Source organism: Sphingobium sp. Z007, from assembly GCF_900013425.1.
Classification (GTDB): domain Bacteria; phylum Pseudomonadota; class Alphaproteobacteria; order Sphingomonadales; family Sphingomonadaceae; genus Sphingobium.
Genome location: NZ_FBXK01000005.1, coordinates 786,507 through 808,203 on the forward strand (window position 1 = coordinate 786,507; position 21,697 = coordinate 808,203).

Consider the following 21,697-nt stretch of genomic DNA (forward strand, 5'->3'; position numbering starts at 1 on the left):
TGTGAGCAAGAGCCGGATCGACGCCGCCGCCGCGATCAGCGTGACGGACCTGTTCACCATCGGCATCGGCCCGTCCAGCTCGCACACCGTCGGCCCGATGCGCGCCGCGCTGATGTTCATTGACTCGCTGCCCGCCCAGCCGCAGCGGGTGCAATGCGAATTATTCGGATCGTTGGCGCTGACCGGCCGGGGCCATGCGACCGATAGCGCCGTCCTGCTTGGCCTGTCGGGCTATCGCCCCGAAGGTGTCGATCCCGATGCGATCCCCGCGATCCTGTCCGCCATCCGCACCGACGGCCGCATCCGCGCGGGTAGCGCCGTCGGTCATTGGCTGTCGTTCGAGGAAGCGCGCGACCTCATTTTCCGCATGGGTGAGTTTCTGGAGGCGCACAGTAATGGGATGCGCTTCACCGCCTGGATCGACGGGCGCGACGACCCGCTGGTGCGCGACTATTATTCGATCGGCGGTGGCGCGGTGTTGCCCGGCACGACGCTAACCAAAGACGCGGCGCCGCTCGGCCACAATGTCGTCCAGCCCTATCCCTTCTCCTCCGGCGCGGAAATGCTGGCGCAGGGCGAAGCGACCGGCCTGTCGATCGCGACCCTGGTCTTGCGCAACGAAGGCGCCTGGCGGACGCAGGCGGAGACGGACGCCTTCCTTGACAGCGTGATAGACGCGATGAGCGCCTCGATCGACCGGGGGCTGGAGCAAGAGGGGCTGCTCCCCGGCGGCCTCAAGGTCCGCCGCCGCGCCCGCGCCATTCACCAGCGACTGCGGCTGCAACAGGATGCGCTGGGTCCGGCGCAGATATTCGAGTGGGTCAGCCTGTTCGCGCTGGCGGTGAATGAGGAAAATGCAGCCGGCGGCCGGGTCGTCACCGCCCCTACCAACGGCGCGGCGGGCGTGATCCCGGCGGTGCTGCATTATTACCGCCGCTTCGTGCCCGGCGCGGATCGGGACGGGGAACGCCGCTTCCTGCTGACCGCCGCCGCCATGGGCTTCCTCTACAAGAAGCGCGCGTCCATCTCCGCCGCCGAAATGGGGTGCCAGGGGGAGGTCGGCGTCGCCTGTTCCATGGCGGCGGCGGGCCTCGCCGCCGTGCTGGGCGGCACCAACGGCCAGATCGAAAATGCCGCCGAAATCGGCATGGAACATAATCTCGGCCTCACCTGCGATCCGATCGGTGGCCTCGTCCAGATTCCCTGTATCGAGCGCAATACGATGGGCGCGGTCAAGGCGATCAACGCCGCTTATCTCGCGCTCCAGGGCGATGGCCGCCACATCGTCAGCCTGGACGCCGTCATCGAAACCATGCGCCAGACGGGCGAGGACATGGCCAGCCGCTACAAAGAAACCTCGCTGGGCGGTTTGGCGGTCAATGTCGTGGAATGTTGAAAATTGTTCCCGCAATTCATCGCCCGATCTGCACGATTGCACGGTGAATGGAGCCGATTTCGTGACATTAAGGACACAGAATCAACTGTTTATCTCCCGTTCATGAAACTAACCCGGCCGCTCCGGCTTGTGCGTCTCACCCCCTGAGAGAGGGGAAGAATGACACACGGAGTATTTGTTATGCGTAAGTTGATGGTCGCAACCCTTCTCGTCGGCGCCACTGTCGCCACACCCGTTTTCGCGCAGGATGTCGGCCCGACCTTCACCGGTCCGCGCGTCGAAGCGATCCTGGGCTATGATCGCACCGGGGCCGGCAGTGACGTGGACAATGACAATGGCAATGACGATCAGAAGATCGACGGGCTGCTGTATGGCGTCGGCGCGGGTTATGACGTGAACCTGGGCAGCGCAGTCGTGGGCGTGGAAGGTGAGTATACCGACTCCACCGCCAAGAGCAGCCGCAGCGACTTTTCCGACCAGTTCGGCTTTGGCCGCGTCAAGCAGGGCCGCGACCTCTATATCGGCGCGCGCGCCGGTATCCTCGCCAACCCCGCCACGCTGATCTATGTGAAGGGCGGCTACACCAACACGAAGCTCGACGTGCTGGCCGGCGACAGCAATCAGGAAACCGACACCAATTTCAAGCTGGACGGCTGGCGCATCGGCGCGGGCGTGGAACGGGCGATCAACGCCAACACCTTCGCCAAGATCGAATATCGCTATTCCAAATATGAAGACGCGAAGATCGAGTTCGCCAACGGCGCAACAAGCCGCGATTTTGGCATCGACACCGATCGCCACCAGGTGGTCGGCAGTGTCGGCTGGCGTTTCTAAAGAACTGGCCCAGCACAACGTCCGTTCGTTTCGAGCCTAGTCGAGAAACGATAGAACTGCCTTAGCCACTTCTCGGCTTCGCTCGAAGCGAACGGAGGGGGGCTGAAAGAAGGGGTCGGTCTTCGGATCGGCCCCTTTTTCGTAACGGTCATGCCTGTCCCCTCTATCTGCGCGGCTCCCCATCTGCTATTGACATCGATGTGAGTAACGCGATTCCCCATAATGTGCCGATTGGCATCGATCCGGCCGACATCGACTTCATGGGTCATGTCAACAATGCCAGCTACCTGAAATGGGTGCAGGAGGCGGTGCTGGACCATTGGCGCGCACTGGCCCCGGCCGAAGCAGTCGCCCAGCATCTGTGGGTCGCGCTCAAGCATGAAATCACCTATCGCAAGCCCACCTTCCTGGACGACGACGTGATCGCGACCGTTCTGCTGGAAAAGGTGCAGGGCGCCCGCGCCTTCTACGAAACCATCATCAAGCGCGGCGAGGAAGTCCTGGCGGAGGTCAAGTCCAGCTGGTGCTGCATCGACGCCAGCAGCCTGCGCCCGGCGCGCCTGACGCGCGAGGTGATCCAGCATTTCTTCGTTAGGGATGAGGGTGAGGCGGGACGGTAGCGTCGGTGTGGTCATAAAGGGTGGAAGTCACAAGGTCGGCTTTTGAAATGCACACCCGCCATTGCTGACGTTGCATATTGAGGGTATTTTCGGGTAGCTCGAACTATGAAGCCTTCCAAGAATGTCCGCCGACGCGAAGGCGATCTCCTTGCAATTGATCTCGAAGATGGCCGACGTTCATATGCTCATGTCGCGGCTGAACCACTGATCGTGTTCTTCGAAGGTTGTTTCACGGACAATCTGACATCCGAGGAAATCGGCGGTCTTCCGATACTATGCCGTTTGTGGGTCGCAAACCATGCGATAACCAAGGGGCGTTGGTCGATAGTCGGCCGAGCAGCGCTTGCGCCAGAAAATCAAGAAGAACCATTCTTCTATAAACAGGATGCGATCACGGGCCGGTTATCGCTATATCATTCCTCCTTCGCACAAACGAATTGGGAGCGAGCCGCAAGTTTAGCGGAATGCGAAGCCTTAGAATGCGCAGCCGTTTGGGAGCCGGAACACGTCGAAGATCGATTGCGGAACCATTACGATGGAAAGCCAAATAAGTGGACCGAGAGCCTCGAGATCAACGTAGCGGCGATCTCCTAGAGACATCTGCTTTGCGCGGCGGACTTCGGCAAGGCTAAGGCCGACTTTTGGTTGCTCTCCAACTTAAAGCGTCGCCTCAATCTCCCGCGCCGCCATATCCGGGTTCTCCGCCAGGCTGATCGGCCGCCCCACCACCAGGATCGACGCGCCCCGGTCCAGAGCCTCGCGCGGGGTCACGGCGCGTTTCTGGTCGCCCAGCGCGCCGCCCGCGGGCCGCACGCCCGGCACCACGAAGAAGCCGTCGGACCAATGTTTCTTGACCACGGCGACTTCCTCGCCCGAACAAACGATGCCGTCCAGCCCGGCGCTCTGCGCCAGGTCGGCCAGGCGGCGGACCTGATCTTCCGCCTTCCCACCTACGCCGATGTCCAGCAGGTCCGCATCGTCCAAGCTGGTCAACACGGTCACGGCCACGACCTTGGTCTTGACCCCGGCCGCCGCCTTCGCATCCTCCAGCATCGCCCGGCCGCCCGCGGCATGGACGGTCAGGATCGCGGGTTCCAGCACATGCAGCGCCTGCACCGCCTTGGCCACCGTATTGGGAATGTCGTGGAGTTTCAGGTCCAAGAAGATCGGCAGGCCAAACTTCATCATCTCATGCACGCCGTGATGGCCGTTGGCGCAGAAAAATTCGAGGCCCAGTTTCAGCCCGCCGACATGATGCTTCACCTGACCGGCCAGCGTCTGCGCCTTGGTCAGGTCGGGCGTGTCGATGGCGACATAGATGGGGCTGCTCATACCGGTCCTGTTGGGCTTGGGGTGGTGGGGGCGAGCGGATCGGGCAGGCCGCCGCTTACGATCGGCGCATCCGGGAAGGCGGGTGGCGGGGGCGGCGGCGCGGCGGCGGCGGTCGCGACAACCAGCGCCTTTTCCGTGCTGTGCAGCCGCCGCTTCAAACGCCAGCGTGTCGCCCGCGCCATGATCCAGAAGGGCAACGCCCCCAGCAGGAACGCGCCGATCAGCAACACGGGCAGCTTGGTTTCCATCACCATGTCGCCCCACAGGCGCACGGTCACGGGCACATAGTTCGCCATGCAGAAGAAGGCGAGTCCCACGGCGATAACGACCCAGAAGGCTGTCCGCAAAAATTGCATAGGCTTAAACCCTTCGCTGCTGCTTTGGGGGTAGCTTAGGCGATCCCGGCGGATTTCGGAAGCGTCTGGTCGATTTTGTCGATTTGGATCGTCATGGTCAGATGCACGGTGTCGTTGGGGGCTAAGGACGCCATGCCGCCGCGGTTGATCGCGTCGGGCATATGGCTGACTGGCTCCAGGCAGAAATCGCCGCTGGCGGGCGGGCGATAGACATGCAGGAAGTCGGCTCCGGTCGCGCGCAGCGTCAGGCGCAGGCCGTCGCCCCGCTGGATCGTCGCACTGCCGTTCCAGCCGGAATAGGCATTATCGACCAACGTATCGCCGCGCACGATCGTGGGCCGCGACCAGTCGCCCAGCGCATCGGCAGGCGCTTGCCGGTCGGGGAGCATGTCGGGGGTGGAAAGCCATAAGTCGTCCGCATCGAACTGAATCATGGTCGCGGCGTCGGCCAGGAAATAAGGGTGAAAACCCAGGCCAGCAAGCATATCAGCGTCGCCGACATTGGTGATGGACAGCGACATGGACAGTTGTGACGGCGTCACCGCGACCCGCTGCTGTGCCCGATAGGGCCAGGGCCATCCGGCATCGCCGCCATGGTCATGAACCAGTGTTGCCGCCGTTTCAGCTGTCTCGCTCGCTGTCCACGCCGTCTGCCAGCCAAAGCCATGGATGCTGTGCGGATGATCGCCGAAATTGAGGGGAAGCTGATAGCTTTGCCCGGCAAAGCTGAACCGCCCGTCCGCGATGCGATTGGCATAGGGGACCAGCGGAAAACTGGCCATGGCGAGCGGATCGGTTGCCCCATCCGGCGCGCGGCGCAGCAGGTCCACGCCGTCCAGCGCGAGGCTCCGCAGCGATCCGCCGACAGCAGGCGAGAAGGCCGCTTCCAGCCCTCCCGCCTGCAAGGTGATGACGTTGTTGCTCAGCCTTCCATATCCTCAAGCTCGCGCCCTTTCGTCTCATGCACCATCTTGCGCACGAAGAAGAAGCTGATCGCCGCAAACAGCGCATAGCCGGTATAGGTGACGACCAGCCCCGGGGACACGGCCAGCGCCGGGAAGCTGACCGAGATGGCGGCGTTGGCGATCCACTGGGCGAAACCGGCGATCGCCAGGCCAGACCCGCGGATCTGATTGGGGAACATTTCGCCCAGCATCACCCACATGATCGGACCCCAGCTGAGGTTGAAGAAGATCACGTAGAGATTGGCCGCGATCAGCGCCATCAGGCCGTTATGGCCGGGCAGCGACACAGCGCCGTCCGCGCCGGTGACGGCGGTGGAGAAGGCATAGGCGACGATCGCCAGCGTGACCGCCATGCCCGCCGAACCGATCAGCAGCAGCGGCTTGCGCCCGATCTTGTCGACCAGAGCGATCGCGCCCAGACACGCGCCGATCGACAGCACGCCCGACAAGATGTTGATCTGGAGCGCATTATCTTCGGAAAAGCCGACCGCTTCCCACAAGGTCGCGCCATAATAGAAGACGACGTTGATGCCGACCAACTGCTGGAAGACAGCCAGGCCAATGCCGGTCCACACGATCGGCCGGATCTTGCCCGTGGTCTTGCTGATCAGGTCGGACAGCTTGGGCCGATGATGGTCGGCGGCCAGGCTGGCACGGATTTCGGCCACCTTGCGCGCGGCTTCCAGCGGGCCGAACAGGCGCGTCAGCACGACTTCCGCCTCGGCATCGCGTCCGCGCGCCACCAAATAGCGGGGGCTTTCGGGGATGAACAGCAGCGCGACCAGATAGATGGCCGCCGGGATCGCCTGCAACCAGAACATCCAGCGCCACGCCGGGAAGTCCAGCCACAAGGGCGCGGTGGAGCCGCCGGCATAGCGGGCCAGCACGAAATTGGCGATGAACGCGCCGGTCAGACCGGAGATGATCATGACCTGCTGCACGCTCGACAGCCGTCCGCGCACCGCGGCGGGGGTGACTTCGGAGATGTAGACCGGCGAAATGACGCTGGCCGCGCCGACGCCCAGGCCGCCGATGATGCGGGCGAAGATGAAGATGGCGGAAGAGCCGGCCGCGCCCGCCAGCAGCGCGCTGCCCAGGAACAGGACCGCCGCCAGCATCATCACGCCGCGCCGGCCGATCAGGTCGGCCATCCGCCCCGCCATGAAGGCGCCGATCGAAGACCCGACCAGGATCGCGCCGACATTGACGCCGATGCCCAGCTTGCCCAGGTCAAAGGCGGCTTCCAGCCCCTTCTGCGTGCCGTTGATGACGCCCGAATCATAGCCGAACATGAACCCGCCGATCGTCGCCACGGCGACGATTGCAGCGATGAAGGCCATGTTGACCTTCTCGACGCTCCCCTCATTCATCTGTTACATCCTTCCTGTTCTTATATCGTTGCGACATGCCCCGGCAGCCCGGCCACGCCGGGGTCGAAAGCGAAGAGATCGCCCGCCAGAGGTTGCTGTTCCAGCGATGCCCTGTCCAGCCCCTTGCGCGCGGTCGTGGCGTAGGCGGTGGTCAAATCGTCGCCGCCAAAGGCGATCTTGGTGATGTTGGCGACGGGGAAGCGCACCTCCCGCATCAGCGTGCCGGCCGGGTCGTAGCGGCGCACCGCCCAGCCGCCGAACAGGCCAGTCCACAGGCAGCCTTCGGCATCGACCGTAGGGCCATCGGGATAGCCCGCGCCGTCCTCGATCCGGGTGAACAGAGTCGTGCTGCCGACGCTGCCGTCCTGCGCGAGTTGCGTGCGCCAGATGCGCTTGCCCAGCGTGTCGGTGTGATAGAGGGTGCGGCCGTCTGGCGAGAGGGCAGGGCCATTGGTGATCGATACCGCAGGCAACCCGGCCTCGACACAGACGCCTTTGTGGAAGCGATAGATATAGCCGCTCGTCGCTTCCTCCGCATCGTCCATCGACCCGAACCAGAGCGCGCCGTCGGGTGCGACGGTTGCGTCATTCTGACGATTGCCGGGAAGATGCGCTTCGGGGGCATGGATCAGCGTAAAGCTGCCCGCCGCGGGATCGAAGCTGTGGACGCCCGATTGCAGCCCGACCGCAAACAGCCCGTCGTCGGTGGGGAGAATCCATCCGACCTGGCCCGGCGTCGCCCAACTGCGCCCGACGTCCAGCGCCGGATCGTAGCGGTGGATGCGATGCTGCTTGATATCCACGAACCACAAGGCGGCATCGCGCGCGACCCACACCGGACCTTCGCCCAGCGTCGCGCCGACTGACAGCACGCTCTGGAGATCGGCCGTCAGCATATCAGCGCCAGCCGGCATCGATGAAATAATCATGGGCCGTGCAATAACGCGCATCGTCCGACGCCAGGAACAGGACCAGCGCGGCGACGTCCTTCGGCAGGATGCGGCCGTCCAGGCATTGCGCCGCGACGATCTCCGCTTCGCCTTCGGGCGTGTACCATTTTTCCTGGCGCGGGGTCTTCACATTGCCGGGGATGATCGTGTTGACGCGGATATTGTCACGGCCAAGGTCACGGGCCAGGCTGCGGGTCAGCCCCTCGATCGCGGCCTTGGCGGTCTGATACAATGTCAGTTCCGGCAGGGCGAGGTGCCAGCTGATCGACCCGAAATTCAGGATCACGCCGCCACCCGCGCGCTTCATCGCCGGCGCCGCCGCCTGCGCCGCGAAGAAGAGGTGGCGCAGGTTCACTGCCATCCGCTCGTCCCAATAGGCGGGCGTGACCTCTTCGATCGTGTGGCGATCGTCATTGGCGGCGTTGTTGATGAGGATATCGATGCCACCCAGTTGTGTTTCGACCGTGGCGATCATCGCCTGCACCGCGTCTATGTCGCGCAGGTCTATGGCGTGGAAGATCGGGGCGACATCGGCGTCCTGGAGGCGGGCGACCAGCGCCTCGCTCTCCGCCACGGCGATGTCGCAGAAGGCGACATGCGCGCCTTGGCCGACGAAGGCCTCGACCAGCCCTTCGCCGATGCCGCTGCCACCGCCGCTGATGAAGACGCGTTTGCCCCGAAGACTGGGATAAATGGCGCTCATGCGGCAGCGTCTTTCAACAGGCCGCGTTTGGCAAGGTTGGTCATGAACGCGACCAGGCCATAGGTCCAGGGCGCGGCGTCCTTCGACGTGACCACCGTGTTGACCAGCTTGCCCAGACGCGGGGTGGAGATGGAGACGACATCGCCGACCTTATGGGTAAAGCCGCGGCCTGGATCGTCGCGATCCTGCACCGGCGCGAACAGCGTGCCCAGGAACAGGGCGAAACCGTCGGGATATTGATGTTCCGACAAAGTCTGGCGCACCAGCTCCAGCGGATCGCGGCTGATCTGGTTCATGCTGCTCGCGCCTTCCAGGCGATAGCCTTCCGGCCCATCGATGGTCAGTTCCACTTCGGCGTTGCGCACATCGTCGATCGTGAAATCGTCGTCGAACAGGCGGATCAGCGGGCCGAGCGAGCAAGAGGCATTATTGTCCTTCGCCTTGCCCAGCAGTAGCGCCGATCGCCCTTCGAAATCGCGCAGGTTGACGTCATTGCCCAAGGTCGAGCCGATAGCGCTCCCAGCGGAATCGACGATCAGCACCACTTCGGGTTCCGGGTTGTTCCAGGTCGAATCGGAACGGATCCCGATCTGCGCCCCTGCGCCGACGGTCGCCAGCACGGGTGCCTTGGTAAAGACCTCCGCATCCGGGCCGATTGCGACCTCCAGATATTGCGACCAAAGGCCATCCTCGATCAGCGCGGTCTTGAGCGCCGCGGCTTCGGGCGAACCGGGGACTACGGCGCGGATGGAGCCGCCCACGCGCTCCTCCAGGCGACCACGAATGTCCGCGGCGGCGCTGGCGTCACCGCGTGCGCGCTCCTCGATCACCCGCTCGATGGCGGACAGGGCAAAGGTCACGCCGGCGGCCTTGACGCATTGCAGATCGACCGGACTGAGCAGCGGCAGGTCGAGTGCGTCAAACGGACCAAGCGCCTCGCCTGCGTCAGCGGCCAGCGGCAGGCTTTCGACCAGTTGCGCCACGGTGGGGGCGATCCGGCTCATGTCATGGGCAATGCCGTTGCGCACCAGGATCGGGCTGGGGCCATCAGCGGTCAGGACACGACCAACAAACAGACCGGCGCGCCAGTCGACGGGCAGGCAATCTACCAAATTCTTGGCGAGCAAGGAGGAGTCCCCCGGCATCATCAACTCCTAAAGGAATGGTTGTAATTGATAGCGCTACCAACATGGATCGGGGTCCGAAGTCAAGAGGGGGCTCGCAAAATGCAAAAGCGGCAAAGCGAAGCACTTCCATCTTTTCGTGGCCGCTGCTTTGGGGCATAGCGTTACAGACCATGAGCAAGCCTGAAGACAGCGCGCCGCCCGCCGGCGCAGACGCCGCACAGTTCCCACCGTCCGCCGCTGACATAGCGAGGGATAAGGACAAGGACAGGGATAAGGTCGATCTCGCCACCGCGGCGATCAAGTCCGCTGGAAAGGGCGTATGGGCAGGAGCCGCCGTGGGCATCGGATCGGCCGCGATCGTCGCCGCCTTGCTCTATACCCGCAAAAAAGGCTGATGGCGCACCGCTCCGGCGGTGCCCATTCCTTCACGTTCAGACACAAAAAAGAGGCGGCATGGCCTTCGCTCCACGCCGCCTCCGGGTGCGACCCCTCAGGCTCTCAATCCCTCGCCTTCGTGACAAGTGGGGAATGATAGGATTTTAGCCTGCGCCGCCGCTCAAATAGCTGACCAGTTCAGGCTTGCTGATCGTAACGCTCTTATCCTTATCTGCGGTCGTGAACGCACCACTGGCCCAGGCTGTGACCTGCTCGGCTGGCAATGTCGATCCCGTCGCCTTCATTTCCTGATCCTTCAGCGCCACCATCCAGCGTGAAAATTCCGACTGGTCCAGTTGCCCGTCGCTATTGGCGTCATAGGCGGGGAATTCGCTGTCGACGATCGACGCAACGGTCGCTGGTGTATTTGCGGGCGCGGCGGACGTCGGCGTCTGCGGCGCGGCGGGCGTTGCGGACTGGGGCGACACAGGAGTCGCGCCCTGATCGGGGCTCATGCTCTGCTGCGCCATGGCGGGCGCTGTGACGGCCAGCGCGGTCGCGAATAACAATGTGCGGATCATGGTAATCTCCTGTCACCTTAAAATATGCCGGATGGAAATAGGCCCGGCGATGTCGATTTGATGGGATAATAATGGCTGGCGACTGGTGAATGTTCCTGAACATCCATTCATCTCGCTTCATTCGTCTTGAAAATATGGTCGGTTCGTCTGGCTTCGTCGGTTCGACCGACATTCTATGTTGTCGCCTTGCTCTCTGGCGCTCCTGATTTGCCCCAAGAGGGCGACGCTGCTAGGCGCGCGGCAACATTCCTCCTCGAACCGCAGGATTCGCCCATGGTCCCCCGCTATTCACGCCCCGCAATGACCGCGCTCTGGGAGCCGGAAGCCCGTTTTAAGATCTGGTTCGAGATTGAGGCGCACGCGACGGAGAAGCTGGGCGAACTGGGCGTGGTGCCGCCGTCCGCGGCCAAGGCGCTGTGGGACTGGTGGGCGACCAACCCCGTGATCGACGTGCCCGCGATCGACGCGATCGAGGCCGTGACCAAGCATGACGTCATCGCCTTCCTGACTTGGGTGGCCGAACAGGTGGGCGATGAAGCCCGCTTCATGCATCAGGGAATGACCAGTTCCGATGTGCTCGACACTTGCCTCGCCGTGCAACTGGCCCGCGCCGCCGATATCCTGATCGAAGACCTCGACAAGCTGCTGGCGGTCATCAAGCGCCGCGCCTTCGAACATAAGCTGACGCCGACCATCGGCCGCAGCCACGGCATCCATGCCGAACCTGTCACCTTCGGCCTCAAAATGGCCGAAGCCTATGCCGAGTTCAGCCGGTGCAAGACCCGCCTGATCGCGGCCCGCGCGGAAATCGCGACCTGCGCCATTTCCGGCGCGGTCGGCACCTTTGCCAATATCGACCCGGCGGTCGAGGAGCATGTGGCGGAGAAACTGGGCCTCGCCATCGAGCCGGTGTCGACCCAGGTCATCCCGCGCGATCGTCATGCGATGTTCTTCGCGACGCTGGGGGTGATCGCTTCGTCCATCGAGCGCCTCGCGGTCGAGGTGCGCCATTTGCAGCGCACCGAAGTCTTGGAAGCCGAGGAATATTTCTCCCCCGGCCAGAAGGGCTCGTCGGCCATGCCGCACAAGCGCAACCCGGTGCTGACCGAAAACCTCACCGGCCTAGCCCGCGTCGTCCGCGCGGCCGTCGTGCCGGCGCTCGAGAATGTCGCGCTATGGCATGAGCGCGATATCAGCCATTCGTCGGTCGAGCGTTTCTTCGGTCCCGACGCCACCATCACGCTCGACTTCGCGCTGGCCCGCCTGACCGGCGTCATCGACAAGCTGCTCATCTATCCTGAGCGGATGATGAAGAATCTCGACAAGATGGGCGGCCTCGTCCACTCGCAGCGCGTGCTGCTGGCCCTGACCCAGGCGGGCGTCAGCCGCGAGGACAGCTATCGGTATGTTCAGCGCAATGCCATGAAAGTGTGGGAATCGGACGGCCAGCTGTCGCTGCTGGACCTGCTCAAGGCCGATCCCGACGTCACCGCCGCGCTGCCGGTTCAGGAAATCGAGGACAAGTTCAACCTCGATTATCATTTCAAGCAGGTCGATACGATCTTCCGCCGCGTGTTCGGCGAATCCTGACCGCCTCCGTTCGCTTCGAGCAAAGTCGAGAGGCGGCCAGCGCCGCGCTCCCCGTTTCTCGACACGCTAGAAACGAACGGATGTATATCTGCTACCGCCCGCCCAACCGGGGCCGCATCCTTGGCGCGGCGTCCGATTGCCGCCGGATCAGCGCATGGTCCAGCACCAGATGCTCGGCCGCCTCCGCGTCGCCGCTGCGCCGCCCCTTCAATTGCCGCACCAACACTTCCACCGCCGCGCGCGCCATCGCGCTGATCGGCTGACGGATGGTCGTCAGTTCGGGCCAGATGGTGGTGGCGAGCGAGGTATCGTCGAAGCCGCAGACGGTCAGGTCGCCCGGCACGTCCAGCCCGCTGCGATGCGCAATCGCCACGGTGGCGGCGGCCATGTCGTCATTGCTGGCGAAGATCGCGGTCGGCGGATCGAGCAGCGCCAATATATGTTCGGCCGCATCCAGCCCCGACCGATAGGTGAAATAGCCTTGCGCGATCAGTTCGTCCTGCACCGGCAGGTTTGCTTCGCCCAGCGCGGCGATATAGCCCTCGAACCGCCGCGTGCTGGCGGTCTGGTTCGGGTTGCCCTTGATGAAGCCGATCCGGCTATGGCCCAGCGCGATCAGGTGCCGGGTCATTTCGTAGGCGGCCTGCCGATCATCGATGCTGACCGCGGCCAGTTGCGATGGCGCGCGCCCGGTGGCCACGGCCACGGCGGGGATACCGGCCTTGCCCAGCGCCTCCACCATTTCATCCAGGTCGCATAGCGGCGGCGGCAGGATCACGCCGTCGATCCGCCCGCGTTGCAGATGCGCGACGACCGATGCGATCGACGTTTCCTCGTCCCATTTCTCGACCACCAGGTCGACGCTGCTGCGGCTGGCTTGGTCCAGGCTGCCGACCAGAAATTCGCTGAGATAGGAGGAGGAAGGGTTGGAGTAGAGCAGGCCGATCCGCGTTTCGTCGCCGCCCGCCAGAGTCCGCGCTGCGGCGCTGGGGGCATAGTTGAGCGCCGCGATCGCCGCATCCACCTTGGCCCGCGTGGTCGCCCGCACCACCTGTTCGCCATTGATGACGCGCGACACGGTCATCGGCGACACCCCGGCATGGGCGGCGACATCGTTGATCGTGGGCGCGTTGCGCTGGCGGCGCGATGATCGTGTGTCGCTCAATGCGGCTATGCTTTCGATGGATAATGTCACTGCCGAAATGGCAGCGACATCATTGGTCATAATTAGCGCGAAAAATCAATTATGCCCCGGCGCGTAGGGGAATTTGAGCGCCTTATACCAGTCGAGATCATGGGCGGGCGCGGCTGATCCGGCGGGGAGGGGGCGTTTCGACACCGATTGGAAATAGGCGATGCTGGCGTCGCGCCACCATTGCGCCTCGCGATGCTGGATGGTGAGGAAGGTTTCCGTCTCCGCAAAGCGCTCCGCATCGACATAGGGTTTGAGCGACGCCCATGTCGTCTGCATGTCCGCGACGTAGCGGACCCCGCCCTCATAGCGGTGGACCAGGCCATCCCACAGCGTCTCCCCCGATCGCAGGCGATAATTCCAGGGCACATGATGGAACCAGAGCAGGTCGCGCTCCGGCGTGGTCTTTACGTTCGCCCACATCTTCGCGACCGGCGGCGCATATTGGCTGACGGCATCGCTGCCCGTCCTTGTCCGGTCAAAGCCGATGCCGTTCGCATCCGCCTTGTGATAATAGACCGGGTTCCATTCGGGCCGCGCCAGATCGGCAACCCACGGTCCTGGCCCATAATGATGGCCGGTGTCCATGACATGGGCCAGGCCCAGCGGCGTCATATAATCGACCGCCGCCTCGCGCGATCCCATCATCATCTTCACCACTGGCTGCACCAGCTTCGGGTCGGGGGTGAAGGTCATCGCCGCCCATTCTTTCGCGATGGCGTCGGCCGACAGGCTGGTGTCCCAGGCCAGCCGACCAAAAGCGTACCAGTCCGCCTGGTTGAAGATCGACCCGCTCCAGTCGCGATCCGTGCCGATATTGGCGACCCCGGCAATGCCGGTCAGCCTGTGCCCGTCCAGCGAACCGTCGATCACCTTCGCCACCGTCGATCCCTTGCCCTTGGCATAGGTGTCTGCGTCCAGCGTCTCCTCGAACAGCGGGCCCAGATAGGTCAGGTGCGTCGACTGGCCCAGATATTCCTTGGTGATCTGAAATTCCATCATCAGCGGCGTCTTGGGCATCGCGCCGAACAGCGGGTGGAAGGGTTCGCGCGGCTGGAAATCGATCGCGCCATTCTTCACCTGCACGATCACATTGTCGGCGAATTTGCCGTCCAGCGGCTTGAAGTCGCTATAGGCCTGTTTCGCGCGATCGTCGGGATTGTCATGCGCATAGACGAAGGCGCGCCACATCACGATGCCGCCATGGGGCTTCACCGCCGCCGCCAGCATGTTCGCGCCGTCGGCATGGGTGCGCTGATAATCCTGCGGTCCCGGCTGGCCCTCGCTATTGGCCTTGACCAGGAAGCCGCCAAAGTCGGGGATCGCCTTGTAAATCTCGTCGGCCTTGGCTTTCCACCAGGCGGCGACGGCCGGGTCGAGCGGGTCGGCGGTCTTGAGGCCGTCCAATTCCATCGGCGCGGTCCATTTGACCGACAGATAGACCTTGATGCCATAGGGGCGAAACACGTCCGCCAGCGCCGCCGCCTTGGCGATATAGGGCGCGGTCAGGCTGTCGGCCTTCGCGTTCACATTGTTGAGGACGGTGCCGTTGATGCCGATCGACGCATTGGCGCGGGCATAGTCGGTGTAACGCGGCCCCTTCCAGTCGGGCAGCCGCCACCAGTCCCAGATGGATTGCCCGGCATAGCCGCGCTCGACCGTGCCATTGAGATTATCCCAATGGTTGAGCAGGCGCAGGCCGATCTTGGGCGCGCTGCGGATGTCGAGCTTGTCGAGGCTCTCGCCGCTCTGGGCGAGGCGCAGCCAGTGATAGGCCCCGTGGAGCAGGCCGTTATCGCTGTTGGCCGCGATCAGGGTCACCGCCTTGCCGTCCATCATCGTGGAGCGAATCGCATATCCCTCGCCGCCCAGGCCATCCGTCTTGACCGGCAGGGCAGGGGTGGAGGCAGGCGTCGCCAGCCAGAGCGCGCCTGGCTGCATGGTTGCCGATATGGTCGGGCTGATGCCGGTCATCCCGGCGACGCCACGCTGCAGTTCCTGTGTCGCGATGCTCAGCGTCGGGCTGGTCCCGGCTGTTACGATCGCGGTTGCATGGGCCGCCAACAACGGCGTGCGCGCCGGGTCCGCCGCCGCATAGCGCAGCCATAGATCATAGCCGTCCTCGGCCTGCGCCACAGGCGCCAGGACCGGCGTCAGCGCGGTTCCGGCCATGGCGATCATCCAGCAAAACAGGCGCGCTTTCACGAATATCCTCTCCCTTGTCGCGAACGTCAAAGCCGATTGATCGGGCATTGACAAGTCTGTGTTGTCGCAGCAATGGTAACGCTATCAGTTTGGCCACGGCAAGCGGAAAGATTGTCGCGGGATAAAATGGAGAGGGGCGTCGTGATCCGTAACCGTACATTCCTATGCGCCGCATCGGCGTTGGCCTTCGGTGTCGCCCTGCCGATGGCGCCAGTTCACGCCGCCCCCGCGACGGCATCGGCCAAGGCTGTGTACAAGGACGCGACTGCGCCGATCGAGGCCCGTGTCGACGATCTTCTTGCGCGCATGACGCTGGATGAAAAGATCGCCCAGATCACCACCGTCTGGGAAAATAAGGTCAAGATTTTCGACGCGCAGCTTCAGCTCGATCCAGCCAAGCTGGCGGCGCAATATCCCCATGGCCTGGGTCATTTCACCCGGCCTTCGGACGCCAAGGGGGCGGTCAGCCCGCGCGTCGCGCCGGGCCGCGATCCGCGCCAGACGGTCACGCTGGTCAACGCCCTGCAAAAATGGGCGACGACGCAGACGCGGCTGGGCATCCCGATCCTGTTCCATGAGGAAGGGTTGCACGGCTATGCCGCCGTTGGCGCGACCAGCTTCCCCCAGTCGATCGCCATGGCGTCCTCCTTCGACACTGCCATGCTGCGCGACGTGAACGCCGTCATCGCCCGCGAAATCCGCGCGCGCGGCGTGCCGATGGTGCTGTCTCCGGTGGTGGACATCGCCCGCGATCCGCGTTGGGGCCGGATCGAGGAAACCTATGGCGAAGACCCCTATCTGGTCGGCGAAATGGGCGTCGCGGCGGTCGAGGGCTTGCAGGGGGAGGGCCGTTCGCGCGACCTGCGCCCCGTCAAGGTGTTCGCCACGCTCAAGCATCTGACTGGCCATGGCCAGCCCGAAAGCGGCACCAATGTCGGCCCGGCGCCGGTGTCGGAACGCGAACTGCGTGAAAATTTCTTCCCGCCCTTCGAACAGGTGGTCAAGCGCACCGGCATCGAAGCGGTGATGGCGTCCTATAACGAGATCGACGGCGTTCCCAGCCACGCCAATCGCTGGCTGCTGGAAGATGTGTTGCGCGAGGAGTGGGGCTTCAAAGGGGCGGTCGTGTCGGACTATTCGGCGGTCGATCAGCTCATGAGCATCCACCATATCGCCGCCAATCTGGAAGAAGCCTCGATCCGCGCCCTGGACGCAGGGGTGGACGCGGACCTGCCCGAAGGCCTGTCCTACGCCACGCTGGGCAAATTGGTGCGCGAAGGCAAGGTGAGCGAGGCGAAGGTCGACCTGGCCGTGCGGCGGATGCTGGAATTGAAATTTCGCGCGGGCCTGTTCGAACATCCCTATGCCGACGCCGCCGCTGCGGAAAAGATCACCAACAACCCGCAAGCCCGCGCGCTGGCGCTCAAGGCAGCGCAGCGCTCCATCACCCTGCTCAAGAATGACGGCATGTTGCCGCTCAAGCCCGAAGGAACGATCGCCGTCATCGGGCCGAGCGCCGCCGTCGCGCGCCTTGGCGGCTATTATGGCCAGCCGCGGCATACCGTGTCGATCCTCGACGGGATCAAGGCGAAGGTCGGCACCAGGGCGAACATCGTCTTCGCGCAGGGCGTCAAGATCACCGAAAATGACGACTGGTGGGAAGACAAGGTCGTCAAGTCCGACCCGGCCGACAACCGCCAGCTGATCGCGCAGGCGGTGGAAGCGGCAAAGGGCGTGGATCGCATCGTCCTGACCGTGGGCGACACCGAGCAATCGAGCCGCGAAGGCTGGGCGAACAATCATCTTGGCGACCGCCCCAGCCTGGACCTGGTCGGCGAGCAGCAAGAGTTGTTCGATGCGCTCAAAGCGCTGGGCAAGCCGATCACCGTCGTTCTCATCAACGGCCGCCCGGCCTCCACCGTGACGATCAGCGAGCAGGCCAACGCGATTCTAGAAGGCTGGTATCTGGGCGAGCAGGGCGGCAATGCGGTGGCGGATGTCCTGTTCGGCGATGTGAACCCCGGCGGCAAGTTACCGGTCACAGTGCCACGCTCGGTCGGGCAATTGCCGCTCTTCTACAATGCCAAGCCATCGGCGCGGCGCGGCTATCTGTTCGATACCACCGACCCGCTTTACCCCTTCGGCTTTGGCCTGTCCTACACGACATTCGACCTGTCGCCTCCGCGCCTGGCCGCGACACGCATCGGCACCGGCGGCAAAACAACTGTCTCGGTCGATGTCCGCAACAGGGGCGCGCGGGAGGGCGATGAGGTCGTCCAGCTCTACATCCGCGATAAGGTCAGCAGCATCACCCGTCCGATCAAGGAACTGAAGGGCTTCCAGCGCATCACCCTGAAACCGGGCGAAATGCGAACCGTCACCTTCACGATCAATCCCGAAAGCCTCTGGATGTGGAACGACCATATGGAGCGCGTGGTGGAACCGGGCGATTTCGACATCATGACCGGCAACAGCTCTGTCACGCTCCAATCCGCCACGCTGACGGTGACGCCATGACGCTTGCCCGTCGCCAAGCGCTCGGCCTGCTCGCCGCCACGGCCGCCACGCCAGCCTTGGCGAAACCCCGAAGCGGTCCGCTCTACAAGGATGCGTCCGCCCCCATCGACCTGCGCGTGCGCGACCTCCTCTCGCGCATGACGCTTGAGGAGAAGGTCAGCCAGATCATCGCGCTGTGGGCGACCAAGGCGGACATCATGGACGGCCTCACCTTCTCGCCCGCAAAGGCGAGCGCGGCCTATCCGGCGGGCTTCGGCCAGATCACCCGCCCGTCCGACAAGCGCGGCGCGCCGGGCGGCTCCAATCAGGCGGGCGGCGTCGGCGCGCGCTGGCGCACGCCGGCCGACACGGTCGCTTTCATCACCGCCGTCCAGACATGGGCGTTGGAAGACACCCGCCTCGGCATCCCGGTCCTGTTCCATGAAGAATCGCTGCACGGCTATATGGCGACCGACGCGACCATGTTTCCGATGGCGATCGGCCTGGCCGGCAGTTTCGACCGCCAATTGATGCAGGACGTCCAGTCCGTCATCGCCCGCGAAGTCCGCGCGCGCGGCGTCCATCTGGCTCTGTCGCCAGTGGTGGATATCGCCCGCGATCCGCGCTGGGGCCGGATTGAGGAGACGTTCGGCGAAGACCCTTATCTCTGCGGTGAAATGGGCGTCGCCGCCGTGCTGGGCCTGCAAGGCAAGAGCAAGCAGATTGGCCCGGACAAGGTGATGGCGACGCTCAAGCATATGACCGGCCATGGCCAGCCCCAAGGCGGCGAGAATGTCGCGCCCGCGCCGATCAGCGAGCGCGAACTGCGCGAGAATTTCTTCCCGCCCTTCCGCCAGGTGGTCAAGCGCACCGGCATCGCCGCCGTCATGCCCAGCTATAACGAAATCGACGGCGTACCCAGCCACCAGAATAGATGGCTGCTGAACGACATATTGCGCGGCGAATGGCATTTCGACGGCGCGGTGGTCAGCGATTATGGCGCGGTGCACGAACTCGACACCATCCACCATGTCCAGCCCGACCCGGAGGCATCGGCCCGCGCCGCCCTCCGCGCGGGGGTCGATTGCGAGCTGCCTGATGGGACGACCTATCGGACGCTCGTGGAACAGGTCCGCAGCGGAAAGGTGCCCTCCGAAGCGATCGACATCGCCTGCACGCGCATGTTGACGCTGAAATTCCGCGCGGGCCTGTTCGAAAATCCTTGGCCGCGTAAGGATTTTGACGTGCTGACCGGTAATGCCGAAGCGCGGGCGCTTGCGCTGAAGGCCGCGCACAGGTCGATCGTGCTGCTCAAGAATGACGGCACATTGCCGTTGACGCCCGGCGCGCACAAGCGGGTCGCGGTGATCGGTCCTAACGCCGCCATCGCCCGCCTGGGCGGCTATAGCAGCGTCCCGCGCCAGGATGTGTCGCTGCTCGACGGCGTGAAGGCCAAGCTCAAGGGCAAGGCGGAGGTCGTCCACGCCCAGGGCGTCTTCATCACCCAGAGCGAGGACCGCTCGGTCGATGAAGTGCTGCTGGCGGACCCGGAAAAGAATCGCCAGTTGATCGCCCAAGCGGTCGAAGTGGCTAAGACCGCCGATGTCATCATCCTTGCGATCGGCGACACCGAACAGACCAGCCGCGAAGGCTTCGCCAGGAACCATCTGGGCGACCGCACCAGCCTGGACCTGCTGGGCGAGCAAAACGCCCTGTTCGAAGCAATGAAAGCGACCGGCAAGCTCGTCATCGTCTGCGCGATCAACGGCCGCCCGCCTAGCTATCCAACCGTGGTCGAGGGCGCCAACGCGCTGCTCGAATGCTGGTATCCGGGGCAGGAGGGCGGCACCGCCATGGCCGACATTCTGTTCGGGGACGTCAATCCGGGCGCCAAGCTACCCGTCACCGTCGCGCGCGACGCGGGGCAGATCCCGATCTTCTACAACCGCAAGCCCAGCGCCCGGCGCGGCTATGTGTTCGAGGATGTCTCGCCGCTTTTCCCCTTCGGATTTGGCCTGAGCTACACGCAGTTCACCTTTGGAAAACCAAGACTTTCCGCGCTGCGCATAGGTGTGGGTGGAACCGTCACGGTCGAGGTCGATGTGCGCAACACGGGCGACAGGGCAGGGGACGAGGTCGTCCAGCTCTACGTCCATGACCAGACTGCCAGCGTCACCCGCCCAATCCAGGAATTGAAGGGCTTCGAACGCATCGCCCTCGCGCCGGGCGAAACCAAGACCGTGCGCCTGACGCTTGGCCCCGATGCCTTCACCCTCTGGAATCTGGAGATGGAGGAGGTGGTCGAACCCGGCCTCTTCGACATCATGGTCGGGCCGAACAGCCAGGCCGTCCAGACCATTACGCTCGAAATCATCTGAACAGGACCGCCACCATGCCCAAGATTATTGATGCTAAGGTCATCGTCACCTCCCCCGGCCGCAACTTCGTCACGTTGAAAATCATCACCGAAGACGGCGTCTATGGCCTGGGCGACGCGACGCTCAACGGTCGCGAACTGTCGGTCGCCAGCTATCTGCAGGACCATGTCGTGCCCTGCCTGATCGGGCGGGACGCGCACCGGATCGAGGATATCTGGCAATATCTCTACAAGGGCGCCTATTGGCGGCGCGGCCCCGTTACCATGTCGGCCATCGCCGCCGTCGACACCGCGCTCTGGGACATCAAGGGCAAGCTGGCGGGCCTGCCGGTTTATCAGCTGCTGGGCGGCGCGAGCCGGGAAAGCGTCATGGTCTATGGCCATGCCAACGGCACCAGCATCGAGGATACGGTCGCCGTCGCGCTCGATTATCAGCGACAGGGCTATAAGGCGATCCGCATCCAGTGCGGCGTGCCCGGCATGGGATCGACCTATGGCGTGTCGAAGGACAGATATTTCTACGAACCCGCCGATGCCGACTTGCCCACCGAAAATGTCTGGAACACCAGCAAATATCTGCGCGTCGTGCCTGAATTGTTCAAGGCCGCGCGTGAGGCGCTGGGCTGGGACGTGCATCTGCTGCACGACATCCACCACCGCCTGACCCCGATCGAGGCCGGGCGCCTGGGCAAGGATCTGGAACCCTATCGCCCCTTCTGGCTGGAAGATGCGACGCCAGCCGAAAATCAGGAAGCTTTCAAGCTGATCCGCCAGCACACTACCACGCCGCTCGCTGTGGGCGAAATCTTCAACTCGATCCACGATTGCCGCGAACTGATTGAAAACCAACTGATCGACTATATCCGCGCCACCGTGGTCCATGCCGGCGGCATCAGCCACCTGCGCAAGATCGCGAACCTTGCCGACCTCTATCAGGTCCGCACCGGCTGCCACGGCGCGACCGACCTGTCGCCGGTCTGCATGGCCGCGGCGCTGCATTTCGACCTGTCAGTGCCCAATTTCGGCGTGCAGGAATATATGCGCCACACGCCCGAAACCGACGCGGTATTCCCCCACGCCTATACGTTCGCGGACGGCGCGATGCATCCGGGCGAAGCGCCGGGCCTGGGCGTGGATATCGACGAGGAACTGGCCGCCAAGTACGAATATAATCGCGCCTTCCTGCCGGTGAACCGGCTGGAAGACGGCACGATGTTCAACTGGTGAT

At 63.9% G+C, this 21,697-nt stretch carries 19 protein-coding genes; 9 read left to right on the top strand and 10 right to left on the bottom strand.

The features are described 5' to 3' along the window. Position 1 precedes the first annotated feature (1 nt). From CEQ44_RS11825 to CEQ44_RS11840, 4 genes are all read left to right on the top strand, one after another. Complete coding sequence (locus tag CEQ44_RS11825; RefSeq protein ID WP_088184353.1) at positions 2-1,396, top strand: L-serine ammonia-lyase; 1,395 nt, start codon at positions 2-4, stop codon at positions 1,394-1,396. A 180-nt stretch (positions 1,397-1,576) separates the two neighbouring features. Further along, a complete protein-coding gene (locus CEQ44_RS11830) occupies positions 1,577-2,230 on the top strand; it encodes an outer membrane protein (protein WP_088184354.1) in 654 nt (217 codons plus the stop codon). 200 nt (positions 2,231-2,430) lie between these two features. Then, positions 2,431-2,850 (top strand): thioesterase family protein, encoded by a 420-nt coding sequence (locus tag CEQ44_RS11835; protein ID WP_088184355.1) that lies wholly within the window; start codon positions 2,431-2,433, stop codon positions 2,848-2,850. Positions 2,851-2,955: 105 nt separating this feature from the next. Continuing rightward, a complete protein-coding gene (locus CEQ44_RS11840; protein ID WP_088184356.1) occupies positions 2,956-3,444 on the top strand; it encodes an immunity 26/phosphotriesterase HocA family protein in 489 nt (162 codons plus the stop codon). Positions 3,445-3,507: 63 nt separating this feature from the next. Here CEQ44_RS11840 and pyrF read toward each other — a convergent pair whose 3' ends face one another. Genes pyrF through CEQ44_RS11875 form a run of 7 tightly spaced genes read right to left on the bottom strand, consistent with a single transcriptional unit; the run spans position 3,508 to position 9,671 of the window. Further along, entirely contained in the window at positions 3,508-4,182 is a 675-nt protein-coding gene (gene pyrF / locus CEQ44_RS11845; protein ID WP_088184357.1) for an orotidine-5'-phosphate decarboxylase, read from the bottom strand. Beyond that, on the bottom strand, positions 4,179-4,538 hold the full coding sequence (locus CEQ44_RS11850) for a lipopolysaccharide assembly protein LapA domain-containing protein (protein ID WP_088184358.1): 360 nt from the start codon (positions 4,536-4,538) through the stop codon (positions 4,179-4,181). Before CEQ44_RS11850 ends, pyrF begins: the two co-directional genes overlap by 4 nt. 35 nt (positions 4,539-4,573) lie before the next feature. Beyond that, the gene (locus CEQ44_RS11855) at positions 4,574-5,443 is read right to left on the bottom strand and encodes an aldose 1-epimerase (RefSeq protein WP_088184359.1); all 870 of its coding nucleotides are present in this window, start codon (positions 5,441-5,443) and stop codon (positions 4,574-4,576) included. Between the two features lie 17 nt (positions 5,444-5,460). Beyond that, on the bottom strand, positions 5,461-6,873 hold the full coding sequence (locus CEQ44_RS11860; protein ID WP_088184360.1) for a sugar porter family MFS transporter: 1,413 nt from the start codon (positions 6,871-6,873) through the stop codon (positions 5,461-5,463). Between the two features lie 20 nt (positions 6,874-6,893). Then, complete coding sequence (locus tag CEQ44_RS11865; protein WP_256960040.1) at positions 6,894-7,787, bottom strand: SMP-30/gluconolactonase/LRE family protein; 894 nt, start codon at positions 7,785-7,787, stop codon at positions 6,894-6,896. After that, complete coding sequence (locus CEQ44_RS11870; RefSeq protein ID WP_088190057.1) at positions 7,771-8,526, bottom strand: SDR family NAD(P)-dependent oxidoreductase; 756 nt, start codon at positions 8,524-8,526, stop codon at positions 7,771-7,773. The genes CEQ44_RS11865 and CEQ44_RS11870 overlap by 17 nt, the downstream gene beginning before the upstream one ends. Next, complete coding sequence (locus CEQ44_RS11875; RefSeq protein WP_088184391.1) at positions 8,523-9,671, bottom strand: fumarylacetoacetate hydrolase family protein; 1,149 nt, start codon at positions 9,669-9,671, stop codon at positions 8,523-8,525. Before CEQ44_RS11875 ends, CEQ44_RS11870 begins: the two co-directional genes overlap by 4 nt. Before the next feature lie 152 nt (positions 9,672-9,823). Between CEQ44_RS11875 and CEQ44_RS11880 the strand changes: the two genes are divergently transcribed. Continuing rightward, on the top strand, positions 9,824-10,048 hold the full coding sequence (locus CEQ44_RS11880) for a hypothetical protein (protein ID WP_088184361.1): 225 nt from the start codon (positions 9,824-9,826) through the stop codon (positions 10,046-10,048). A 144-nt stretch (positions 10,049-10,192) separates the two neighbouring features. Here the strand turns inward: CEQ44_RS11880 and CEQ44_RS11885 are convergent, their stop codons facing one another. Continuing rightward, on the bottom strand, positions 10,193-10,609 hold the full coding sequence (locus tag CEQ44_RS11885; protein WP_088184362.1) for a calcium-binding protein: 417 nt from the start codon (positions 10,607-10,609) through the stop codon (positions 10,193-10,195). Positions 10,610-10,882: 273 nt separating this feature from the next. On the opposite strand from CEQ44_RS11885, the gene purB reads away from it, so the two are divergent. Continuing rightward, positions 10,883-12,199 carry an adenylosuccinate lyase gene (gene purB, locus CEQ44_RS11890; protein WP_088184363.1) on the top strand — a complete coding sequence of 439 codons (1,317 nt, stop codon included), beginning with the start codon at positions 10,883-10,885 and terminating at the stop codon, positions 12,197-12,199. 91 nt (positions 12,200-12,290) lie between these two features. On the opposite strand, the gene CEQ44_RS11895 is transcribed toward purB, so the two are convergent. Together CEQ44_RS11895 and CEQ44_RS11900 are read right to left on the bottom strand one after the other, a co-directional pair. Beyond that, complete coding sequence (locus CEQ44_RS11895) at positions 12,291-13,364, bottom strand: LacI family DNA-binding transcriptional regulator (protein ID WP_254913825.1); 1,074 nt, start codon at positions 13,362-13,364, stop codon at positions 12,291-12,293. 75 nt (positions 13,365-13,439) lie between these two features. Further along, entirely contained in the window at positions 13,440-15,572 is a 2,133-nt protein-coding gene (locus tag CEQ44_RS11900) for an alpha-glucuronidase family glycosyl hydrolase (protein ID WP_373438194.1), read from the bottom strand. Between the two features lie 228 nt (positions 15,573-15,800). On the opposite strand from CEQ44_RS11900, the gene CEQ44_RS11905 reads away from it, so the two are divergent. The 3 genes from CEQ44_RS11905 to manD are packed head-to-tail and all read left to right on the top strand — an operon-like array spanning position 15,801 to position 21,696. Next, a complete protein-coding gene (locus CEQ44_RS11905) occupies positions 15,801-18,113 on the top strand; it encodes a glycoside hydrolase family 3 N-terminal domain-containing protein (protein WP_254913826.1) in 2,313 nt (770 codons plus the stop codon). Then, complete coding sequence (locus CEQ44_RS11910; RefSeq protein WP_088184366.1) at positions 18,110-20,470, top strand: glycoside hydrolase family 3 N-terminal domain-containing protein; 2,361 nt, start codon at positions 18,110-18,112, stop codon at positions 20,468-20,470. Before CEQ44_RS11905 ends, CEQ44_RS11910 begins: the two co-directional genes overlap by 4 nt. 14 nt (positions 20,471-20,484) lie before the next feature. After that, positions 20,485-21,696, top strand: a complete 1,212-nt coding sequence (manD, locus tag CEQ44_RS11915) for a D-mannonate dehydratase ManD (RefSeq protein ID WP_088184367.1) — start codon at positions 20,485-20,487, stop codon at positions 21,694-21,696. Position 21,697: the final 1 nt, after the last annotated feature.

Bases quoted from the DNA above. Each gene is read 5' to 3' on its own strand.
- CEQ44_RS11865 (WP_256960040.1), bottom strand. From the start codon at position 7,787: ATGCCGGCTGGCGCTGATATGCTGACGGCCGATCTCCAGAGCGTGCTG.
- CEQ44_RS11870 (WP_088190057.1), bottom strand. From the start codon at position 8,526: ATGAGCGCCATTTATCCCAGTCTTCGGGGCAAACGCGTCTTCATCAGC.
- CEQ44_RS11905 (WP_254913826.1), top strand. From the start codon at position 15,801: ATGGCGCCAGTTCACGCCGCCCCCGCGACGGCATCGGCCAAGGCTGTG.
- CEQ44_RS11850 (WP_088184358.1), bottom strand. From the start codon at position 4,538: ATGCAATTTTTGCGGACAGCCTTCTGGGTCGTTATCGCCGTGGGACTC.
- pyrF (WP_088184357.1), bottom strand. From the start codon at position 4,182: ATGAGCAGCCCCATCTATGTCGCCATCGACACGCCCGACCTGACCAAG.
- manD (WP_088184367.1), top strand. From the start codon at position 20,485: ATGCCCAAGATTATTGATGCTAAGGTCATCGTCACCTCCCCCGGCCGC.
- CEQ44_RS11875 (WP_088184391.1), bottom strand. From the start codon at position 9,671: ATGCCGGGGGACTCCTCCTTGCTCGCCAAGAATTTGGTAGATTGCCTG.
- CEQ44_RS11910 (WP_088184366.1), top strand. From the start codon at position 18,110: ATGACGCTTGCCCGTCGCCAAGCGCTCGGCCTGCTCGCCGCCACGGCC.
- CEQ44_RS11900 (WP_373438194.1), bottom strand. From the start codon at position 15,572: ATGATCGCCATGGCCGGAACCGCGCTGACGCCGGTCCTGGCGCCTGTG.
- CEQ44_RS11885 (WP_088184362.1), bottom strand. From the start codon at position 10,609: ATGATCCGCACATTGTTATTCGCGACCGCGCTGGCCGTCACAGCGCCC.
- CEQ44_RS11840 (WP_088184356.1), top strand. From the start codon at position 2,956: ATGAAGCCTTCCAAGAATGTCCGCCGACGCGAAGGCGATCTCCTTGCA.
- purB (WP_088184363.1), top strand. From the start codon at position 10,883: ATGGTCCCCCGCTATTCACGCCCCGCAATGACCGCGCTCTGGGAGCCG.
- CEQ44_RS11880 (WP_088184361.1), top strand. From the start codon at position 9,824: ATGAGCAAGCCTGAAGACAGCGCGCCGCCCGCCGGCGCAGACGCCGCA.
- CEQ44_RS11830 (WP_088184354.1), top strand. From the start codon at position 1,577: ATGCGTAAGTTGATGGTCGCAACCCTTCTCGTCGGCGCCACTGTCGCC.
- CEQ44_RS11860 (WP_088184360.1), bottom strand. From the start codon at position 6,873: ATGAATGAGGGGAGCGTCGAGAAGGTCAACATGGCCTTCATCGCTGCA.